Origin of the sequence: uncultured Kocuria sp. (assembly GCF_947500125.1) — a bacterium.
Classification (GTDB): Bacteria; Actinomycetota; Actinomycetes; order Actinomycetales; family Micrococcaceae; genus Kocuria.
This window is the reverse complement of the sequence record NZ_CANMRA010000031.1, coordinates 18,516-39,371: the sequence shown is the minus strand read 5'-3', so window position 1 is coordinate 39,371 and position 20,856 is coordinate 18,516. Positions and strand designations below refer to the sequence as shown.

Sequence of the window (20,856 nt, the reverse complement as noted above, 5' to 3'; positions counted from 1 at the left end):
GTGGCCGGCGGGGAGCCGCTCGGGGGTCCCGGGGTGCCGGGGCCCCCGCACCCGCCCAGCAGCGCGCCGGCGAGCGCGGCCGCCGCCGCACCGCAGGCCGTGCGCCACGGCCCCGTCGTCGTCCTGGGATGCATCGTCCTGGTGTCCCGCCCGCCGTCGCCGACCTGGTCCTGCCTCCACCATAGGCCCCGCAAGCCGGCCCCGGCAGGGCCGGCGGCGCGCGGACGGACGCTCCGCGGCCTCCGGACTCCTATCCTGGAGCCCGGAGCGCCGGGAGGAGGTCGAACGTGCGACTCGTCGTCGTCGCCGCACGGGCCTGCGCCCTGGCGGTCGCGGTCTGGGCCCTGGTCGCCCGGTCGGAGTGCGCCTTCGTGACGCGCACCTGCCTGGGGTCGAACCTGTACAGCTACTTCACGGTCCACAGCGCCCTGCTGCTGGTGGTGGCCGTGCTGCTGGCCCTGCTGCACACCGCCGCCCGGGCCGAGGAGCCGGGGTGGCTGACCGGGCTGCGAGCCATGGCCACCACCTACACCGTGGTCTCCGGGACGGTGTTCGGGGTGCTCCTCGCCAACGCGGAGCTGTTCGGCCACCTCTTCCTCGTCCCGCTGTCCTCGCAGGTGCTGCACTTCGTGCTGCCCGTCTACGCCGTGGCCGACTTCCTGCTGGGCCCGGGCCGCCGGCGGCTGCGCTGGGCCGCGACCTGGGCCTCCACGGTGTTCCCGGCCCTGTGGGCGCTGTACACCCTGGTCCGGGGGCAGATGGTGGGCTGGTACCCGTACTTCTTCCTCGACCCCGCCCTCGTGGGCGGCTACCGCGCGGTGGGCACCTACGCCTTCGGGCTGTCCGTGCTCATCCTCGCGGTCTCCTTCCTGACCGTCGCCGCCACCCGGCTGCCCGCCGTCACGGCGGACCCACGCGAGCCCTCCTGAGGACCCCGGCGCGCCCCGTCCGCACCGCCCGGACGTCCCGGGCCCGGACGGTGCGGACGGGTCGATAGGATGGGTGGCGATGAGCGAGCAGACCCCCGACACCGGAACCGACGTCCTCGACCCCGCCGTGGCACGGCGGCTCAAGCGCGACCCCCAGGGACTCGTGGCCGCCGTGGTGCAGCAGCACGACACCAAGGAGGTGCTGATGCTGGGCTGGATGGACGACGAGGCCCTGCGCCGGACCCTCACGGAGGGGCGCGTGACGTTCTGGTCCCGCTCCCGCCAGGAGTACTGGCGCAAGGGCGACACGTCCGGGCACGTCCAGACCGTGCACAGCGTGAGCCTCGACTGCGACGGCGACGCCCTGCTCGTCCGGGTCGACCAGACCGGCGCGGCCTGCCACACCGGCACCCGCAGCTGCTTCGACGGCCGCGACCTCGGCGCCGTCACGGCCGTCTGACCCGCCCACCGCTCCGTACTCCCGTCCGCCACCAGGAAGTCAGGTCGACACCCATGCAGGACCTGGGCACCATCAGTCCCACGCTCGAGGAGTTCCGTGCGCTCGCCGCGGAGCGCCGCGTCATCCCCGTCCGCGTCAAGATCCTCGCGGACGCCATGACCCCGATCGGGCTCTACCGGGCGCTCGCGCTCGACGAGGACGGGGCGGCACGGCCGGGCACGTTCCTCCTGGAGTCCGCGGCGGAGGGCGGGGTCTGGTCCCGCTACTCGTTCATCGGCGCCAACTCCCGCGCCACGCTCACCGCCAAGGACGGCGAGGCGCACTGGATCGGGCAGGCCCCGGCCGGCGCCCCCACCGGCGGCAACCCCGTCGAGGCGCTGCGGGACACCATGGCGCTGCTGCACACGGAGCGCTTCGCGGACGTCCCGCCGCTGACCTCGGGGCTCGTGGGCTTCGTGGGCTGGGAGGCCGTGCGCCGCTGGGAGAAGCTCCCGCACCCGCCCGAGGACGATCTGCGCATCCCCGAGCTGGCCATGAACCTGGTCTCGGACATCGCGATCCACGACAACACGGACGGCACCGTGATGCTCGTGGCCAACGCCGTCAACTTCGACGACACCGACGAGCGCGTCGACGAGGCCTGGGCCGACGCCGTGGACCGGGTGCACACGATGCTGGAGAAGCTCGCCCGGCCCCTCGACCACGTCACGGCCTCGACGCTCACCGGCACCGACGAGATCCGCGGGGACCTGGAGTCCAAGGTCGACCAGAGCTGGGACCGCACCCTGTTCATGAACTCCATCGTGGAGGGCAAGAAGGCCATCGTGGACGGGGACATCTTCCAGGTGGTCGTCTCCCGCCGCTTCGAGACCGAGTGCACGGCGGACTCCCTCGACGTCTACCGCATGCTGCGCGCCATCAACCCCAGCCCGTACATGTACTTGTACAGCTTCGAGGACGCCGGCGGCCGTCCCTTCTCGATCGTGGGCTCCTCCCCGGAGGCGCTCGTGACCGTCACGGGCGACCAGGCCGTGACGCACCCCATCGCCGGTTCCCGCCCGCGCGGGCGCACGGTCGAGGAGGACCTCGCGCTGGAGCGGGACCTGCTCCAGGACGAGAAGGAGCGCTCCGAGCACCTCATGCTCGTGGACCTCGCCCGCAACGACATCTCCAAGATCGCCGTCCCGGGCTCGGTGGAGGTCACGGAGTTCATGGAGGTCGAGCGCTTCAGCCACATCATGCACCTGTGCTCCAACGTCGTCGGCCGGATGCGCCCGGACGCCACCGCCTACGACGTGCTGGCCGCCACGTTCCCCGCCGGGACCCTTTCGGGGGCGCCCAAGCCGAGGGCCCTGCGGCTGCTCGACGAGTACGAGCCGCTGCGCCGCGCCGTCTACGGCGGCGTGGTCGGCTACCTCGACTTCGCGGGGGACATGGACATGGCCATCGCCATCCGCACGGCGCTGCTCGTCGACGGCAAGGCCTACGTGCAGGCCGGCGGCGGGATCGTGGCGGACTCGGACCCCGAGACCGAGGCCCTCGAGTCCCTCAACAAGGCCACCGCGCCGCTGCGGGCGGTCATGCTCGCCGAGCGGCTGCACGCCCTGGACCTCGACCGCGTGGCGGTGCGGGAGACGGGCGCCGGGCGTGCCTGAGGCCCGCGGGTCGCTGCCCGCGGCGCTGTCCCGGCGGTCCACGGTGGTGCTCGCCACCCTGGGGGCGGCCCTGGCCGTGTTCGCCTGCTCGGCCGCCACGTGGATCTCGGCCACGGTGCAGACCACCCTCGAGCCCGTGACCGTGGACGTCGCCGGGTCCGACGCCGCCCCGGCCGTCACCGCCCTCGGCCTCGTCGCGGCCGCCGGCGCCCTCACCACGGCGATCTCCGGACGGGTGCTGCGCGCGGTGGTGGCCGTGGTGGTCCTGCTCGCCGGTCTCGGGGCCCTCGCCGCGTCCGTGGCGGTGCTGGCCGACCCGTCCGGCGCCGCGCAGACCACGGTGGGCGATGCCACCGGGATGATCAACGCCGGCGGCGACTTCGCCGTGACCGCCTGGCCGTGGCTCGCCGCGGCCGCCTCGGCGCTCGTGGCGCTGTGCGGCGCCTGGGCGCTCGTGGCGGGGCGGTCCTGGACCTCGGCCCGGCGCTACGAGCGCTCCGGGGCGGACGAGTCCCCGGCCGGCACGGCCCGCCCGGGCGACGAGATCGACTCGTGGGACGCCCTCACCGAGGGCCGCGACCCCACCGCCTGAGCACCGCGCCCCCGCCGGGGCGTCCCCGCCACGGCGCGGGACCGCACGACCCGGAGTCCCGTGGGGCGTGCGCGGGCGCGGCCCCAGGGGTGGCACAATGGGGCGGGACAGACTGTCAGCAACCGCCGCGCCCCGCCGGGGCCGTGCGAGCGGAGCCGGCCGGCTCCGGCAGGGAAATCGGGAGTGCAACAACATGGCAAACGGAAACGAGATCGTCCTCGACCACACCGGCTTCGTGGGGCACGGCAACACGCTGGCCGCGTGGGTGACCGTGGGCATCATGTCGGTGGGCGTCATCATCGGCGTGGTGGGCTTCACGGTGGGCAGCACTCCCGTGCTGATCGCCGGCATCGTGCTGGTCGTCGTGGGGCTCGTCGCCGGCGCCGTGCTCAGCAGGATGGGCCACGGCAGCAGCTCGGAGCAGCGCAAGCACGAGGCCCGCCAGCACCAGGGCTGAGACCGGGCCGGCGCGAGCCGGCCCCCGGGAGCGCCGCACGCGCCCGGCCCGGCCGCTCCCCGGCAGGGGAGCCGGTCGCCGCCCCCGCCCGCTCCGGGCGCGGCCCGCACCCCACGAACGCACCAGGGCGGCCAGCACCGCCGAGAGGACAGGAAACCATGTCGCAACAGAGCACCGGGACGGTCCTGGACGCCATCATCGAGGGCGTCCGGGCGGACCTGGCGGAGCGCCGGGAGCGCGTCGGCCTCGACGAGCTCCGCCGCGCGGCCGCCCAGCGGCCGCCGGCCCTGGACGCCGAGTCGGCGCTGCGGGGACCCAGCGCGGACGCCGTGCAGGTCATCGCCGAGGTCAAGCGCTCGAGCCCGTCCAAAGGCGCGCTGGCCCCGATCGAGGACCCGGCCCACCTGGCCGCGGCCTACGAGCACGGCGGCGCCTCGGTGATCTCCGTGCTGACCGAGCAGCGACGCTTCAACGGCTCCCTGGCGGACCTCGACGCCGTGCGCGCGGCCGTGCGCGTGCCCGTGCTGCGCAAGGACTTCACGGTCGACGAGTACCAGATCTGGGAGGCGCGGGCCCACGGCGCGGACCTCGTCCTGCTGATCGTCGCCGCTCTTTCCGAGGACGAGCTGCGCCGCTTCCTCGCGCTGACCCACGAGCTGGGCATGCACGCGCTGGTGGAGACGCACACCCCGGAGGAGATCGAGTGCGCCGTCGCCGTCGGCGCGCGCATCGTGGGCGTCAACGTCCGCAACCTCAAGACCCTCGACACCGACGTCGAGACCTTCGGCCGGCTGGCCGGGCTCCTGCCCCAGGAGGCGGTGATCGTGGCCGAGTCCGGGGTCGAGGGCGAGGAGCAGATCGCCCTCTACGCCTCGCACGGCGCCAAGGCCGTCCTGGTGGGGGAGGCCCTCGTGCGCAGCGCCGATCCCGCCGCAACCATCACGAGCTTCCGGGAGGCCGGCGCGGCCGCGCGGGCGCGGCGACACGTCCCCGAGGCGGAGGCGGAGGCCCTCGCCGCGGAGGCGTCCTCCCTGCGCGAGGCCCCCGGGCCGTACTTCGGCGACTTCGGGGGCCGGTGGATGCCCGAGTCCCTCATCGCCGCCCTCGACGAGCTGACGGACGTGTTCGAGAAGGCGAAGGCCGATCCGGAGTTCACCGCGGAGTTCCAGCGGCTCTCCCGCGACTACTCGAACCGGCCCTCCCTGCTGACCGAGGCCCAGCGCTTCGCCGCCGAGGCGGGGTGCCGGATCTTCCTCAAGCGGGAGGACCTCAACCACACCGGCTCGCACAAGATCAACAACGTGCTCGGCCAGGCCCTGCTGGCGCGGCGGATGGGCAAGACCCGGCTGATCGCCGAGACCGGCGCCGGCCAGCACGGCGTGGCCTCGGCCACCGCGGCCGCGCTGTTCGGCATGGAGTGCGTGGTCTACATGGGCGAGGAGGACACCCGCCGGCAGGCCCTCAACGTCGCGCGCATGGAGCTGCTGGGCGCCACCGTGGTGCCCGTGACGAATGGCTCCCGCACGCTCAAGGACGCGATCAACGAGGCCCTGCGGGACTGGGTCGCCTCCGTCGAGCACACCCACTACCTGCTGGGCACCGCGGCGGGGCCGTACCCGTTCCCCGCGATGGTCCGCTACTTCCACGAGCAGATCGGCGAGGAGACCCGCGAGCAGATCCTGGCGCAGACCGGGCGCCTCCCGGACGCCGTCGCGGCGTGCGTGGGCGGCGGGTCGAACGCCATCGGCATCTTCCACGGCTTCCTGGACGACCCCTCGGTGGAGCTCTACGGCTTCGAGGCCGGCGGGGACGGCGTGGAGTCCGGACGCCACGCCGCCACGATCTCCCTGGGCCGTCCCGGCGTGCTGCACGGCGCCCGGACCTACCTCATGCAGGACGAGGACGGGCAGACCCTCGAGTCCCACTCGATCTCCGCGGGCCTGGACTACCCGGCCGTGGGCCCCGAGCACTCCTACCTGCACGACATCGGGAGGGCGCGCTACGAGGCGATCACCGACTCGGAGGCGATGGAGGCCTTCCGGCTCCTGTGCCGCACCGAGGGCATCATCCCCGCCATCGAGACCTCCCACGCCCTGGCCGGGGCGCTGAAGCTCGGCCGCCGCTGGGTCGAGGAGCTCGGGCCGGAGGCGGCCGCGGAGAAGGTCGTCGTCGTCTCCCTCTCGGGGCGCGGCGACAAGGACGTGGCGACCGCCGCGGAATGGTTCGGGATGCTCCCGGACGACAGCGCCGAGGCTGAGCTCGGCGAGAAGGGCGAGCGACTGTGAGCACCACCCGACACGAGACCTCCGGGGCCGACCTCGCCTCCCGCATCCTGCCGCCGGGCCTGCACGCCGACCCCGGTTCACGGCTCGCCGCCCGCATCGCCGAGTGCCGCGCGCAGGGCCGGCCGGCCCTGATCGGATACCTCCCGGCGGGCTTCCCGACCGTCGAGGAGTCCATCGAGGCGGCCGTGGCCCTCGGCAGCAACGGCGCGGACGTCATCGAGATCGGCATCCCGTACTCGGACCCCGTCATGGACGGACCGGTCATCCAGCACGCCACCACGACGGCCCTCGCCCACGGCTTCCGGGTCGCGGACGTGTTCCGCGTGGTCCGCGCCGTGGCCGAGCGCACCGACGCGGTGCCCGTGGTGATGACCTACTGGAACCCCGTCCTGCAGATGGGCGTCGACACCTTCGCCCGTCGGCTCGCCGAGGCCGGGGGAGCGGGGATCATCACCCCCGACCTGATCCCCGACGAGGCCGGGGAGTGGTTCGCCGCGTCCCAGGCCCACGGGCTGGACCGGATCTTCCTGGTGGCGCCCTCCTCCTCGCGGGAGCGGCTCGACCTGGTGGTCAGGGCCGCGAGCGGCTTCGTCTACGCGGTCTCCGTGATGGGCGTCACCGGGGCCCGGGACGCCGTCTCCGACGTCGCCGAGCAGCTCGTCGCGGACACCCGCGCGGCCGGGGCCCAGCACGTGTGCGTGGGCCTGGGCGTCTCCCGCCGGGAGCACGTCGAGGAGATCGGCGCGTACGCGGACGGCGTCATCGTGGGCACCGCCCTCGTGCAGGCCCTGGCCGACGGCGGCCCCGAGGCCGTGGGCGCGCTGGCCCGGGAACTGGCCGGGCGGGCCTGATAGCGTGACGGGGCGGTCCTGCCCCCGCGGGGGCCGGGCCGCTCGTCCCGACGACCCCACGAGCCGAGGCCCCACCGCATGCTGCTGAGCGCCGTTCCCCCCGTGCCCGCCCTGATGAGCTCCGCGCTCCGCCAGGGCATCCCCTCCCCGGACTGGTCCGGCTTCTCGGTCGGCCCGCTGACCGTGCACGCCTACGCCCTGTGCATCCTCGCGGGCATCGCGGCGGCGCTGTGGCTGACCACGCGCCGCTGGGCGGCCCGGGGGCTGGACCCGGAGATCGTGTGGGACATCGTGATGTGGGCCGTGCCCGCCGGCATCGTGGGCGCCCGGGCCTACCACGTGCTCGTCACGGACCCGGCCGGCTACTTCGGCCCCGGCGCGGACCCGCTCGACGCGCTGCGGATCTGGGAGGGCGGTCTCGGGATCATGGGGGCCGTGGCCTTCGGGGCCCTGGCCGCGTGGTGGGTGTGCCGCCGGCACGGGATCTCCCTGGCGGTCTTCGCCGACGCCGCCGCACCCGGGCTGCTGCTCGCGCAGGCGATCGGGCGCTGGGGCAACTGGTTCAACCAGGAGCTCTTCGGCCGGCCCACCACCCTGCCCTGGGGCCTCGAGATCGACCCCGGCAGCCCGAACTTCCCGGCCGGGCTGCCGGCGGACACCCTCTTCCATCCCACGTTCCTCTACGAGTCCCTGTGGAATCTGCTCGGGGTGGTGCTGCTGCTGGCCCTGGACCGGAGGTTCCGCCTGGACGGCGGCCGCCTCTTCGCGCTCTACCTGGTCCACTACGGCATCGGGCGGATGCTCATCGAGCTGTTCCTGCGGATCGACCCCGCCCTCATGGTGCTGGGGCTGCGCGTGCACGTGTGGACCTCCCTGGGGCTCGTCCTGCTGGGGCTGGCCCTGTTCGCGGCGGTCGTGCTCCGGCGCCGCAGGGCCCGCGGCGCCGTGGAGACCTCGCACGCGTGATACCGCACCGGGGGTGCGGCAGGGTCTCCTGGCCGAGGAGTTTTCAGAGCTGTAACATCTGAGTGCTAGATTTCTCTGGCGCCTGACCGGCGGACGGGTGAACCACGCCCGCCGCTCCGGCGCACGCCACGATCGTCCATCGTCGGACATTCCTGGAACGGGGCCCTTCCGCCGCCCGGCACCTCCACGACCACTGCTCGAGGACGCCGGCGGCAGCTCACGATCCGGCGGCACCTCCCGACCGGAGCTCTGCCGCGGGGGCCGCTCCTGTTGACCGCATCCCATGGTGAGGAGACGTCAGTCATGACCTCTACCCCGGCCGGCACTCCCGGTGACAATTCTGCCCAGGACGGCACGGACCCGCGTCCGGCCGCTCCCGCCGAGACCGCTCCTGCCGAGACCGCTCAGGAGCAGGCGACGTCCCCGTTCGAGCAGTTCTCGAACGCGCCCGAGGAACAGGGCCTCTACCACCCGGACGAGGAGAAGGACGCCTGCGGCCTCGCCGTGGTGGCGACCCTCAACGGTGCCCCGACCCACGAGATCGTCGACGCCGCGCTCACGGCCCTGCGCAACCTCGAGCACCGCGGCGCCGTCGGCGGCGACGAGGGCACCGGGGACGGCGCCGGGCTGCTGACCCAGCTGCCGGACGCGTTCTTCCGCGCCGTGCTGGACTTCGAGCTGCCGCCCCTGGGCGGCTACGCCGTGGGCACCGCGTTCCTCCCGCACGGCGGGGAGAACGCCGAGCGGATCCAGGGCACCCTGGAGGAGCTCGCGCGCTCCGAGGAGCTGCAGGTCCTCGGCTGGCGGCCGGTCCCGGTGGCCGAGTCCGTGGTCGGCAAGTCCGCGCTCGAGGTCATGCCCTACTTCGTGCAGCTCTTCGTCGCCGAGACCACGCCGGAGCCCACGGAGGAGGCCGCCCGGCGGCGCCTGGACCAGAAGGCGTTCCGGCTGCGCAAGCGCGCCCAGAACCGGGCCGGCGTCTACTTCCCCTCCCTGTCCTCGCGCACGATCGTCTACAAGGGCATGCTGACCACCCAGCAGCTCGAGCCCTTCTACCCGGACCTCTCCGACGAGCGGTTCACCACCGAGCTCGCGATCGTGCACTCCCGGTTCTCCACCAACACCTTCCCCTCGTGGCCGCTGGCCCAGCCCATGCGCACGCTCGCGCACAACGGGGAGATCAACACCGTCAAGGGCAACCGGAACTGGATGCGCGCCCGCCAGTCGCAGCTGAAGTCCCCGCTGCTGGGCCGCAACCCCGAGGAGCTGTTCCCGATCTGCTCGGAGGGCGCCTCGGACTCGCAGTCCCTGGACGAGGTCGCCGAGCTGCTCGTGCTCTCGGGCCGGCCCGTCACGCAGGCCATGATGATGATGATCCCGGAGGCCTGGGAGAACCACGAGACCATGGACCCCGCCCGCAAGGCGTTCTACCGCTACCACGCCTCCTTCATGGAGCCGTGGGACGGCCCGGCCGCGGTGGCCTTCACCGACGGCGTGCAGGTCGGGTCGCTGCTGGACCGCAACGGCCTGCGCCCCGGCCGGTTCTGGGTCACGGACGACGGCCTGGTGGTCTTCGCCTCCGAGGTCGGCGTCGTCGACGTCGGGGACCGCAAGATCGTGCGCAAGGGCCGCGTGTCCCCGGGCACGATGTTCCTCGTGGACACCGCGCAGCGCAGGATCGTCGAGGACGCCGAGATCAAGTCCCAGATCGCCTCGGCCGCTCCCTGGGAGGAGTGGGCCGACGGCAACATCGTCGACATCACCGACCTGCCCGAGCGCGAGCACATGATCCACCCGCGCTCCTCCATCACCCTGCGCCAGAAGACCTTCGGGTACACGCAGGAGGAGCTGAAGATGATCGTCGGGCCCATGGCGGCCAAGGGCGCCGAGCCGATCTACGCGATGGGCACCGACACCCCGATCGCCGTGCTCTCCGAGAAGTCCCGCACCCTCTTCGACTACTTCGTGCAGTCCTTCGCCCAGGTCACCAACCCGCCGCTGGACGCCATCCGCGAGGAGCTCGTCACGAGCCTGCGCGGGTCCGTGGGACCCTCCGGGAACCTGCTGACCACCGAGCGGGTGCGCACCCGCCAGATCGCCGTGGACTTCCCGGTGATCGACAATGACCAGCTGGACCAGTTCCTGCACATCGAGGGCGAGGACGGGATGCCCGCGGCCCTGAAGGTGCGGGGGCTGTACCGGCCCGACGGCGGCGCGGAGTCCCTGCGCGCCCGGATCGCGGAGATCTGCGAGAAAGTCTCCGCGGCCGTGGCCCGCGGCGTGGAGTACGTCATCGTCTCGGACCGCGACTCCAACGGCGCGTGGGCGCCGATCCCCTCGCTGCTGCTGACCTCGGCCGTGCACCACCACCTCCTGCGCTCGGCGACCCGCACCAAGGTGGCGCTGATCGTGGAGGCGGGCGACGTCCGCGAGGTCCACCACGTGGCGCTGCTCATCGGCTACGGCGCGTCCGCGGTGAACCCGTACCTGGCGATGGAGTCCGCGGAGGAGCTCGTGCGCTCGGGCGACCTCACCGGGATCACCACCGAGCACGCGGTGCACAACCTGATCAAGGCCCTGGGCAAGGGCGTGCAGAAGATCATGTCCAAGATGGGCATCTCCACGGTGTCCTCCTACTGCGGCGCCCAGGTCTTCGAGGCGCTCGGCCTGTCGCGGGAGCTCGTGGACGACTACTTCACGGGCACCCACACGCAGATCGGCGGCATCGGCCTCGACGTGATCGCGGAGGAGACGGCGTTCCGCCACCGCCGGGCGTACCCCTCCGACGGCGTGACCGAGCCCTACCGAGACCTCGAGACCGGCGGCGAGTACGACTGGCGCCGGGACGGCCCGCCGCACCTGTTCAACCCGCAGACCGTCTTCCGGCTGCAGCACGCGACCCGCACCGGGCGCTACGACATCTTCAAGTCCTACACGAAGCTCGTGGACGACCAGACGAAGAAGCTGCTGACCCTGCGCGGGCTGCTCGGCTTCGCCACGGACCGCAAGCCGGTGCCGCTCGAGGAGGTCGAGCCCGTCAGCTCGATCGTCAAGCGCTTCCAGACCGGTGCGATGAGCTACGGCTCCATCTCCCAGGAGGCGCACGAGACCCTGGCGATCGCCATGAACCGGCTCGGCGGGAAGTCCAACACCGGTGAGGGCGGCGAGGACGTCGACCGGCTGCTGGACCCGCGGCGCCGCTCGGCGATCAAGCAGGTGGCCTCCGGGCGGTTCGGCGTCACGAGCCTGTACCTGACCAACGCCGACGACATCCAGATCAAGATGGCCCAGGGCGCCAAGCCCGGCGAGGGCGGCCAGCTCATGGCCCAGAAGCTGTACCCCTGGATCGCCCAGACGCGCCACTCCACCCCGGGCGTGTCCCTGATCTCGCCGCCGCCGCACCACGACATCTACTCGATCGAGGACCTGGCGCAGCTGATCTACGACCTCAAGCGGTCCAACCCGCAGGCCCGGGTGCACGTGAAGCTGGTCTCCGAGATAGGCATCGGCACCGTGGCCGCCGGCGTCACCAAGGCCAAGGCCGACGTGGTGCTCGTCTCCGGGCACGACGGCGGCACCGGCGCGGCCCCGCTGAACTCGCTCAAGCACGCCGGCGCCCCGTGGGAGCTCGGTCTCGCCGAGACCCAGCAGACGCTGATGCTCAACGGGCTGCGGGACCGGGTGGTCGTGCAGGCGGACGGGCAGATGAAGACCGGCCGGGACGTGATGGTCGCCGCGCTGCTCGGCGCGGAGGAGTTCGGCTTCGCCACGGCCCCGCTGATCGTCGAGGGCTGCATCATGATGCGCAAGTGCCACCTGGACACGTGCCCGGTGGGCGTCGCCACCCAGAACCCCGAGCTGCGCAAGCGGTTCACGGGCAAGGCCGAGCACGTGGTGAACTTCTTCGAGTTCATCGCCGAGGAGGTCCGGGAGTACCTGGCCCAGCTCGGGTTCCGCTCGATCGAGGAGGCCGTCGGGCACGCCGAGGTCCTCGAGACCAAGGACGCCATCGACCACTGGAAGGCGCACGGGCTCGACCTCTCGCCGATCCTGCACTCCACGGTGCTCGAGCACCAAGGCGCGTCGGTGCGCAACATGCGCGGCCAGGACCACGAGCTGGAGAAGCACTTCGACAACGAGCTGATCCGGCTCTCCCGGGCCGCCCTGGAGAAGCGGGAGCCCGTGCGGATCCAGCAGCACATCATCAACACGGACCGCGCGGTCGGCACGATGCTCGGCCACGTGGTGACGCGGACGTTCGGCACGGACGTCCTCGCCCACGACACGATCGACGTGACGCTCACGGGCCAGGCCGGCCAGTCCCTCGGCGCGTTCCTCCCGCAGGGCATCACCCTGCGGCTCGAGGGCGACGCCAACGACTACAGCGGCAAGGGCCTCTCCGGCGGGCGGATCATCGTGCGCCCCGAGCGGGACGCGGTCTTCGAGGCCTCCGAGAACGTCATCGCGGGCAACGTCATCGGCTACGGCGCCACGAGCGGGGAGATCTTCCTGCGCGGCACCGTGGGCGAGCGGTTCCTGGTGCGCAACTCGGGCGCCACCGCGGTGGTCGAGGGCATCGGCGACCACGGCTGCGAGTACATGACCGGCGGCACCGCCCTGGTGCTCGGCCGCACCGGGCGCAACTTCGGCGCCGGCATGTCCGGCGGCGTCGCCTACGTCATCGACCTCGCCGAGACCTCGGTCAACAAGCAGGCCCGGGACAGCGGCGAGCTGCAGCTGCTGCCGCTGGACGAGGCGGACGCCGAGCTCGTGCTGGCGCTCATCACGAAGCACGCCGAGGAGACCGGCTCCGAGCTCGCGGACCGGCTCCTGGCCGACCCGGTGGCCACGCTCGGGCGTTTCACCAAGGTCCTGCCGCGGGAGTACGCCGCCGTGCAGGGCATCCGCGAAGAGGCCCGGAGCCAGGGGCAGGACCCCGACGGCGACGAGGCCTGGCACAAGATCCTGGAGGTGACGACCCGTGGCTGATCCGCGCGGTTTTATGAAGGTGACCGAGCGCGTCGACCGCCCCAAGCGGCCGGTGCCGGTCCGGATCATGGACTGGAAGGAGGTCCAGGAGGCCCAGGACCGGGGGGTCCTGCAGAAGCAGGCCGGCCGGTGCATGGACTGCGGGATCCCCTTCTGCCACGAGGGCTGCCCCCTCGGCAACCTGATCCCCGAGTGGAACGACCTCGTGTGGCGGGGCCTCGACGCCGAGGCGGTCGAGCGCATGCACGCCACCAACAACTTCCCGGAGTTCACCGGGCGGGTCTGCCCGGCGCCGTGCGAGTCCTCGTGCGTGCTCGGCATCAACCAGCCCGCGGTGACCATCAAGCAGATCGAGTACTCGATCGGCGAGATGGGCTTCGACGAGGGCATCATCAAGCCGTTCGTCCCGCAGCGGCTGGTCGGCAAGACCGTGGCGGTCGTGGGCTCCGGCCCCGGCGGCCTCGCGGTGGCCCAGCAGCTGACCCAGGCCGGCTTCACGGTGGCCGTCTACGAGCGCGACGACCGGATCGGCGGCCTGCTGCGCTACGGCATCCCCGACTTCAAGATGGAGAAGGAGGTGCTCGACCGCCGCCTGGACGTGATGCGCGCCGAGGGCACCCGCTTCCGCCCGGGAGTCGAGATCGGCAAGGACATCACCTGGGACCAGCTCAAGCGCCGCTACGACGCCGTGGTGGTCGCCACCGGCGCCACGCGCCCGCGGGACCTGCAGATCCCCGGCCGGGACCTGGACGGCGTGCACTTCGCGATGGACTACCTGGTGCAGGGCAACCGCGTGGTGGCCGGCGACGAGGTCGAGGACCAGATCTCCGCCGAGGGCAAGCACGTCATCGTCCTGGGCGGCGGCGACACCGGCTCCGACTGCATCGGCACCGCCAACCGCCAGGGCGCGGCGTCGATCACGTCCCTGGCGATCGGGCGCAAGCCGGCCGCGGACCGCTCCGACGCCGACCCGTGGCCCATGATGCCGAAGGTCTTCGAGGTCTCGAGCTCCCACGAGGAGGGCGGCGACCGCACCTACCTGGCCTCCACGGTGGAGTTCGTGGGGGAGGACGGCCGGCTGACCGGCCTGAAGGTCGCCGAGACCGAGTACCTGCCCGACGGGCGGCGCGCGCCGAAGGACGGCACCGAGCGGGTGATCCCGGCCGACCTGGTCTTCCTGGCCCTGGGCTTCACCGGCACCGAGTCCGAGGACATCACCGAGCAGATCGGCGCCGAGCTGGACGGCCGGACCAACCTGGCCCGCGACGACCGCTACATGACCAGCGTGGACGGCGTGTTCGCGTGCGGCGACGCCGGCCGCGGCCAGTCCCTGGTCGTGTGGGCGATCGCCGAGGGCCGCGCCTGCGCGGCCGCCGTCGAACGGTTCCTCATGGGCTCGACCCGTCTGCCGGAGCCGGTGGCCCCGACCGACCGGGCCATCGACCTCAGCCTGTAGCACGGCACCACGGCACCACGGCACCACGGCACCACGGCGCGGGCCGGGTCCCTTCCGCGGAAGGGACCCGGCCCGCGCCGTCGCACGTCCGGGGCGGGCCGGCGGCCCGGCCGCCTCGACAGCGGCGACGGCGTTGGTAGGCTGGACACGACCTCCCCGCCCCCGGGCGGACGTTCCAGGCAGTGCGGCCGGGGGCCCCGTCGCGTCCTGCGCGACGCGGCCCCCGGCCGCAGTGCTGTGCACGTCCTCCCCGGTGGCACCCCTCGACCCAAGGCGGCACACATGCGACGAGCAAAGATCGTGGCCACGATCGGCCCGGCCATCTCCTCGTACGAGAACCTCTCCCAGGCGATCCGGTCCGGAATGAACGTGGCCCGGCTCAACATGAGCCACGGCGACCACTCCGTGCACGACGCGTCCTACGAGAACCTGCGGCGCGCCTCGGCGGACGCCGGGGCGACGGTCGCGATCCTCGCGGACCTCCAGGGCCCCAAGATCCGGCTCGGCCGCTTCGCCGACGGCCCGCACGAGCTGCTCCCCGGCGACGAGTTCTCCATCACCGTCGAGGACGTCGAGGGCACCGCCAGCCTGTGCTCCACCACGCACAAGGCCCTGCCCGGCGACGTCAACGTGGGCGACCCGCTGCTCATCGACGACGGCCGGGTGGCCCTGCGCGCCACCGCCGTCTCCGACACCACGGTGACCACCGAGGTGGTCGTGGGCGGGCCGGTGTCCAACAACAAGGGCATCAACCTGCCCGGCGTGGCCGTGAACGTCCCGGCCCTGTCCGACAAGGACGAGGACGACCTGCGCTGGGCGCTGCGCCGCGGCGTGGACCTGATCGCCCTGTCCTTCGTGCGCGACGCCAAGGACATCGTGCGGGTGCACGAGATCATGGACGAGGAGGGCCGGCGGCTGCCGGTGATCGCCAAGATCGAGAAGCCGCAGGCGGTGGACTCCCTGCACGAGATCATCGACGCGTTCGACGGCATCATGGTGGCCCGCGGCGACCTCGGCGTGGAGCTGCCGCTGGAGCAGGTCCCGATCGTGCAGAAGCGCGCCATCGAGCTGGCCCGGCGCTGGGCCAAGCCGGTGATCGTCGCCACCCAGGTGCTCGAGTCCATGATCGACAGCCCGCGCCCCACCCGGGCCGAGGCCTCCGACTGCGCCAACGCCGTGCTCGACGGCGCGGACGCGGTCATGCTCTCCGGGGAGACCTCGGTGGGCAAGTACCCAATCGAGACCATCGAGACGATGGCCCGCATCATCGAGGCCACCGAGTCCCAGGCCCTCGAGCGCGTCCCGGCGCTGGGCACGGAGCCGCGCACCCGCGGTGGTGCGGTGACCCGCGCGGCGGTGACCATCGCCCGGCAGCTCGACGTCAGCTACCTCTGCACGTTCACCCAGTCCGGGGACTCCGCCCGCCGGCTGTCCCGGCTGCGCCCGTCCCACCCGATCCTGGCGTTCACCCCGGAGCCCCTCGTCACGGCGCTGATGTCCCTGCTGTGGGGCGTGCAGCCCATCCAGGTGGAGAAGGTCGACCACACCGACGACATGACCAAGCAGGTGGACCGCCACCTGCAGGAGCAGGGCCTGGCGGGCAAGGACGACATGGTCGTGATCTGCGCCGGCTCGCCCCCCGGGGTCGCCGGCACCACCAACCTCGTCAAGGTGCACCGCGTGGGCGACGTCGCCGACGCCGGCGAGCTGATCAGCACCCCGCGGCAGCGCGAGCGCGTGGGACCGTGGCGCGAGTCCTGACCGGGCCCGCGGGCATGACCCCCGAGGAGCACTCCCGGGACCTGAGCGAGCACGGGGTGCCCGAGGAGCTGCACGCCGCCTTCCCCGGCCACGGGATCGGCGGGCTCGCCCGGGCGATGGGCATCCGGTTCACGGAGCTCACGCCCGGGCGGTCGGTGGCCACGATGCCGGTCGAGCCGAACACCCAGCCGGGCGGGATCCTGCACGGGGGAGCGCACTGCGTGCTGGCCGAGACCCTCGCCTCCACGGCGGCGAGCGTGCACGCCGGGCCGGGGCGGTACGCCGTGGGCGTGGACGTCAACGCCACGCACCAGCGCGGCACGGCCTCCGGGACGGTCACCGGCACGTGCACGGCGCTGCACCTGGGCGCCACGCTCACCGTCCACGAGGTCGTGATGACCGACGAGCGGGGGCGGAGGCTGTCCACGGCCCGCGTCACCAACCTGGTGCGGGAGCGGGGCCCCGCGGACTGACGGCACGGGGGAGGGACGAGAAGACCCCGGACCGCCGGTCCGGGGTGCTGGTGCCCAAGGTGGGACTCGAACCCACACTCCAGTGGAACCGCATTTTGAGTGCGGCGCGTCTGCCAATTCCGCCACTTGGGCCCGTGGTCGCCGTCAGCGCCGTCCCGGGAGGGCGGCTTCTGCGCTCGCCCACTCTACAACAGTTATAGGCTGGGGCTGATCGGGCGGAACGCGCGGTGCCGGGGAGTCGGGCGCCGCCGGCACCGCGACCCCCATTGCCCGCTCGGCGCGGGCAACGACGCACCAGCAGCCAAGGAGTCAGCGTGACGGAGCAGCCGAACCCCTCCCCGGCCGAGGAACCCGAGGCCCGGGACGACGTCCTCGACGAGGCGGCGGAGAACGACCTGCGCCCGGCCCGCCGGGTGGTGGTCGCCGAGGACGAGACCCTGATCCGCCTGGACATCGTGGAGATGCTCCGGGACGCGGGCTACGAGGTGGTCGCGGAGGCCGAGAACGGCCAGCGGGCGGTCGAGCTCGCGCGCGAGCACCGTCCGGACCTCGTCCTCATGGACGTGAAGATGCCGGTCCTGGACGGGATCACCGCCGCGGAGCAGATCGCGTCCGACCGGATCGCCCCAGTGGTCCTGCTCACGGCCTTCAGCCAGCGGGAGCTCGTCGAGCGGGCCCGCGAGGCGGGGGCCATGGCCTACGTGGTCAAGCCGTTCACGGTGGACGACCTCGTGCCCGCCATCGAGATCGCGATCTCCCGGGCCGAGGAGATCGCCGCGCTCGAGCGCGAGGTCTCGGACATGAAGGAGCAGTTCGCCACCCGCAAGCTCGTGGAGCGCGCGAAGTCGCTGCTGACCACCAAGATGGGCCTCACCGAGCCCGAGGCGTTCCGCTGGATCCAGAAGACCTCGATGGACCGGCGGCTGTCCATGCGGGAGGTCGCCGAGGCCATCATCAACCAGGTCGCCTGACCGGGGCCGCTGACCCGCCGGGGCCCCGCCGGCCGCCCGCCCCGGGCCCTTCCCGGGCCCTAGGATGGTCGGGTGAGTGAAACGACGCAGCAGACGCAGACCGACGCGACCCCCGAGACCACCGTCCGCACGGTGACCGTCGGGACCGAGACCGACCACCCCGTCGACGTCGAGATCCCCCAGCCGGTCTCCCGGCCCGACCGCAAGCTGCTGCTGATCGACGGCCACTCCCTGGCCTTCCGCGCGTTCTTCGCGCTGTCCCGCGCCGCCGAGTACGGCGGCGGACCGGCGTTCGTGACCTCCGACGGCCGGCACACCGAGGCCGTCTACGGCTTCGTAAACACGCTCGTGAAGCTGGTGCGGGAGCAGAGGCCCACGCACCTGGTGGTCTCCTTCGACCTGGAGGGGCCCACCCTGCGCTCCGAGGAGTACGAGGAGTACAAGGGCGGGCGGGACGAGACGCCCGAGGAGTTCCACGGGCAGGTCCCGCAGATCCGCCGCATCCTCGACGCCCTCGGCGTGCCCGTGGTCACCGCCGAGGGCCACGAGGCCGACGACGTCCTGGCCACCCTGGCCCGCCGCGGCGCCGAGCAGGACTACGAGGTGCTCGTGTTCTCCGGGGACCGGGACGCCTTCCAGATGATCGACGAGCACGTCACGGTGGTCTATCCCGGGCGCACCCCGTCCGACCTCAAGCACATGGACGCCGCCGCCGTGGTGGAGAAGTACAAGGTGCCGCCGCGGCACTACCCCGACCTCGCGGCCCTGACCGGGGAGCAGGCCGACAACCTCCCGGGGGTTCCGGGCGTGGGCGCGGGCTTCGCGGCCAAGTGGATCCTCGCCTACGGCGGCGTCGACACGATCCTGGCGCACGCGGACAGGGTCAAGGGCAAGAAGGGCGAGGCGCTGCGCGAGCACCGCGCGGCGGTCGAGCGCAACCGGCGGCTCAACCGCCTCGTCACCGACCTCGGGCTGGAGATCGACCTCGCCGACGCCGGTCTGCCGGTGCCCGACGCCGAGGCCGTGGGGGAGGTCTTCGACGACCTCGAGTTCGGCGAGGGCCTGCGCAACCGGCTCTTCGACGCGTTCGGCCGCCCCGCGGAGGAGGCCGCGCCGCCGGCCGACCTGGGCCTGGGCGAGGTCGGGCGTCCCGGCACCGCCGAGGAGCTGGAGCGGTGGCTCGCCGAGGGGCAGGACCCCGTGGTGCTGCACGCGCTGCACCGCGACGACGACCCCGTGCTGCCCGGCGCCCGCGAGCTCTCCGGGGTGGTCCTCGCCCGGGGCGGCCACCAGCCGTCCGCGCTGTTCCTGGACCTCGCGGCCGCGGACTCCTCCCTCGAGTCCGCGCTGGCCCGCTGGCTGGCCGACGCGGACCGGCCCAAGATCGTGGACGGGCTCAAGGACGTCTGGAAGTCCCTCGCCGTGCGCGGGCTGCCGCTCGCCGGGGTCGTCGACGACCCCCAGATCTCGGCCTACCTGCTGCAGCCCGCGCGGCGCAGCTACGAGCTCCCCGCCCTGCTCGAGGACCGCCTGGGCCTGGCCGTGGCCCCCGTCGCGGACGGGTCCGCCGCCGACGGGCAGCAGCAGCTCGCCCTCGACGCGGAGCCCTGGCCCGCCCCGGCGGTGCTGCGGCGGGAGGCGGAGCTGGCGGTCGCGACCGTCCAGCTCTCCCGGCACCTGCTGGAGAAGCTGGCCGAGACCCACCAGACCGCCCTGCTCACGGACCTCGAGCTGCCCCTGGCCGTGGTGCTGGGGCGGATGGAGCTGGCCGGGATCGCCGTGGACCCCGCGGGGGTCCAGGTCCTGCTCGACGACTTCGCCCGGGTCATCGAGCAGGCGCAGCAGGAGGCGCACGCCCAGATCGAGGAGCCCGTGAACCTGGGCTCCACCAAGCAGCTGCAGCAGGTGATGTTCGAGGAGCTGGGGCTGCCGAAGACCAAGAAGATCAAGTCCGGCTTCACCACGGACGCCGACGCCGTGGCGGAGCTGCTCACCCGCACCGACCCGGACTCCAAGGGCCACCGCTTCCTCGCCGGCCTGCTCGCCTACCGGGACGCCAACAAGCTCCGCCAGACGGTCGAGGGCCTGCAGAAGGCCATCGCCGAGGACGGCCGCGTGCACACCACCTACATGCAGAACGTCGCCGCCACCGGCCGGCTGTCCTCGACCAACCCCAACCTGCAGAACATCCCGGTGCGCACCGAGGAGGGCCGCCGCATCCGCGGGCTGTTCGTCGTCGGGCGCCCGGAGGACGGGCGGGAGCACGACCAGCTGCTGACCGCCGACTACTCCCAGATCGAGATGCGCATCATGGCGCACCTGTCCGGGGACGAGGCGCTGATCGAGGCGTTCCGCAGCGGCGAGGACCTGCACCGCTTCGTCGGCTCGAAGATCTTCGGCGTGACCCCCGAGGAGGTCACCGCTCCCATGCGCTCCAAGGTCAAGGCCATGAGCTACGGGCTGGTCTACGGGCTGAGCTCCTTCGGGCTCTCCAAGCAGCTGCGGATCCCCGTGGACGAGGCCCGCACCCTGATGAGCGACTACTTCACCCGGTTCGGGGCGGTGCGCGACTACCTGCGCGGCGTCGTGGAGCAGGCCCGCGAGGACGGCTACACGGCCACCATCGACGGCCGGCGCCGGTACCTCCCCGACCTCTCCAGCGACAACCGGCAGCTGCGCTCCGTGGCCGAGCGCGCCGCCCTCAACGCCCCCATCCAGGGCTCGGCCGCGGACATCATCAAGAAGGCGATGCTCGGCGTGGACCGGCGCTTCGCCGACGAGGGCCTCGGCTCACGGATGCTCCTGCAGGTCCACGACGAGCTCGTGGTGGAGGTCGTGCGCGGGGAGCGCGAGACCGTGGAGCGGGTGCTGCGCGAGGAGATGGGCGGCGCCGCCGAGCTGTCCGTGCCGCTGGAGGTCAACGTCGGCGCCGGCCGCTCCTGGCACGAGGCCGCCCACTGACCGGCCGGACCGGCGCCCCGGCCGGCCCGCTCCCCGACCCCACCGCGAAC

At 72.9% G+C, this 20,856-nt stretch carries 14 protein-coding genes and 1 tRNA gene; 14 read left to right on the top strand and 1 reads right to left on the bottom strand.

Translation table 11 applies throughout. The features are described from left to right. Positions 1-287 precede the first annotated feature (287 nt). The 12 genes from Q0817_RS16735 (at position 288) to Q0817_RS16680 (ending at position 16,874) form a co-directional block, all read left to right on the top strand. Positions 288-929: a Pr6Pr family membrane protein gene (locus Q0817_RS16735; protein ID WP_298590826.1), complete on the top strand. Its 642-nt coding sequence runs from the start codon at positions 288-290 to the stop codon at positions 927-929. Positions 930-1,008: 79 nt separating this feature from the next. Then, the gene (gene hisI / locus Q0817_RS16730) at positions 1,009-1,389 is read left to right on the top strand and encodes a phosphoribosyl-AMP cyclohydrolase (protein ID WP_298590823.1); all 381 of its coding nucleotides are present in this window, start codon (positions 1,009-1,011) and stop codon (positions 1,387-1,389) included. A gap of 53 nt (positions 1,390-1,442) precedes the next feature. Then, positions 1,443-3,044 carry an anthranilate synthase component I gene (locus Q0817_RS16725; protein WP_298590820.1) on the top strand — a complete coding sequence of 534 codons (1,602 nt, stop codon included), beginning with the start codon at positions 1,443-1,445 and terminating at the stop codon, positions 3,042-3,044. Beyond that, positions 3,037-3,636 (top strand): Trp biosynthesis-associated membrane protein, encoded by a 600-nt coding sequence (locus Q0817_RS16720; RefSeq protein ID WP_298590817.1) that lies wholly within the window; start codon positions 3,037-3,039, stop codon positions 3,634-3,636. The genes Q0817_RS16725 and Q0817_RS16720 overlap by 8 nt, the downstream gene beginning before the upstream one ends. Positions 3,637-3,829: 193 nt before the next feature. Beyond that, positions 3,830-4,093, top strand: coding sequence for an HGxxPAAW family protein (locus Q0817_RS16715; RefSeq protein WP_298590814.1), 264 nt, complete (start codon positions 3,830-3,832; stop codon positions 4,091-4,093). A 158-nt stretch (positions 4,094-4,251) separates the two neighbouring features. Beyond that, on the top strand, positions 4,252-6,378 hold the full coding sequence (gene trpB, locus Q0817_RS16710) for a tryptophan synthase subunit beta (protein WP_298590811.1): 2,127 nt from the start codon (positions 4,252-4,254) through the stop codon (positions 6,376-6,378). Positions 6,379-6,425: 47 nt separating this feature from the next. Beyond that, positions 6,426-7,229, top strand: coding sequence for a tryptophan synthase subunit alpha (trpA, locus tag Q0817_RS16705; RefSeq protein WP_298590834.1), 804 nt, complete (start codon positions 6,426-6,428; stop codon positions 7,227-7,229). Positions 7,230-7,307: 78 nt separating this feature from the next. Further along, entirely contained in the window at positions 7,308-8,195 is an 888-nt protein-coding gene (gene lgt / locus Q0817_RS16700; RefSeq protein WP_298590808.1) for a prolipoprotein diacylglyceryl transferase, read from the top strand. Positions 8,196-8,498: 303 nt separating this feature from the next. Next, positions 8,499-13,184 (top strand): glutamate synthase large subunit, encoded by a 4,686-nt coding sequence (gene gltB, locus Q0817_RS16695; protein WP_298590805.1) that lies wholly within the window; start codon positions 8,499-8,501, stop codon positions 13,182-13,184. Continuing rightward, positions 13,177-14,640 (top strand): glutamate synthase subunit beta, encoded by a 1,464-nt coding sequence (locus Q0817_RS16690; RefSeq protein WP_298590802.1) that lies wholly within the window; start codon positions 13,177-13,179, stop codon positions 14,638-14,640. The genes gltB and Q0817_RS16690 overlap by 8 nt, the downstream gene beginning before the upstream one ends. 282 nt (positions 14,641-14,922) lie before the next feature. Further along, positions 14,923-16,401: a pyruvate kinase gene (gene pyk / locus Q0817_RS16685; RefSeq protein WP_298590799.1), complete on the top strand. Its 1,479-nt coding sequence runs from the start codon at positions 14,923-14,925 to the stop codon at positions 16,399-16,401. Between the two features lie 14 nt (positions 16,402-16,415). Beyond that, entirely contained in the window at positions 16,416-16,874 is a 459-nt protein-coding gene (locus tag Q0817_RS16680) for a PaaI family thioesterase (RefSeq protein ID WP_298590831.1), read from the top strand. Positions 16,875-16,922: 48 nt separating this feature from the next. On the opposite strand, the gene Q0817_RS16675 is transcribed toward Q0817_RS16680, so the two are convergent. Next, positions 16,923-17,006 (bottom strand) — tRNA-Leu (locus tag Q0817_RS16675). Positions 17,007-17,269: 263 nt separating this feature from the next. Between Q0817_RS16675 and Q0817_RS16670 the strand changes: the two genes are divergently transcribed. Both Q0817_RS16670 and polA read left to right on the top strand, forming a co-directional pair. After that, positions 17,270-17,845, top strand: a complete 576-nt coding sequence (locus Q0817_RS16670) for an ANTAR domain-containing response regulator (RefSeq protein WP_058873746.1) — start codon at positions 17,270-17,272, stop codon at positions 17,843-17,845. A gap of 72 nt (positions 17,846-17,917) precedes the next feature. Next, positions 17,918-20,806 carry a DNA polymerase I gene (gene polA / locus Q0817_RS16665; RefSeq protein ID WP_298590796.1) on the top strand — a complete coding sequence of 963 codons (2,889 nt, stop codon included), beginning with the start codon at positions 17,918-17,920 and terminating at the stop codon, positions 20,804-20,806. The last annotated feature ends 50 nt before the right edge of the window (positions 20,807-20,856 follow it).

Bases quoted from the DNA above. Each gene is read 5' to 3' on its own strand.
- Q0817_RS16680 (WP_298590831.1), top strand. From the start codon at position 16,416: ATGACCCCCGAGGAGCACTCCCGGGACCTGAGCGAGCACGGGGTGCCC.
- lgt (WP_298590808.1), top strand. From the start codon at position 7,308: ATGCTGCTGAGCGCCGTTCCCCCCGTGCCCGCCCTGATGAGCTCCGCG.
- Q0817_RS16725 (WP_298590820.1), top strand. From the start codon at position 1,443: ATGCAGGACCTGGGCACCATCAGTCCCACGCTCGAGGAGTTCCGTGCG.
- trpB (WP_298590811.1), top strand. From the start codon at position 4,252: ATGTCGCAACAGAGCACCGGGACGGTCCTGGACGCCATCATCGAGGGC.
- hisI (WP_298590823.1), top strand. From the start codon at position 1,009: ATGAGCGAGCAGACCCCCGACACCGGAACCGACGTCCTCGACCCCGCC.
- Q0817_RS16715 (WP_298590814.1), top strand. From the start codon at position 3,830: ATGGCAAACGGAAACGAGATCGTCCTCGACCACACCGGCTTCGTGGGG.
- gltB (WP_298590805.1), top strand. From the start codon at position 8,499: ATGACCTCTACCCCGGCCGGCACTCCCGGTGACAATTCTGCCCAGGAC.
- pyk (WP_298590799.1), top strand. From the start codon at position 14,923: ATGCGACGAGCAAAGATCGTGGCCACGATCGGCCCGGCCATCTCCTCG.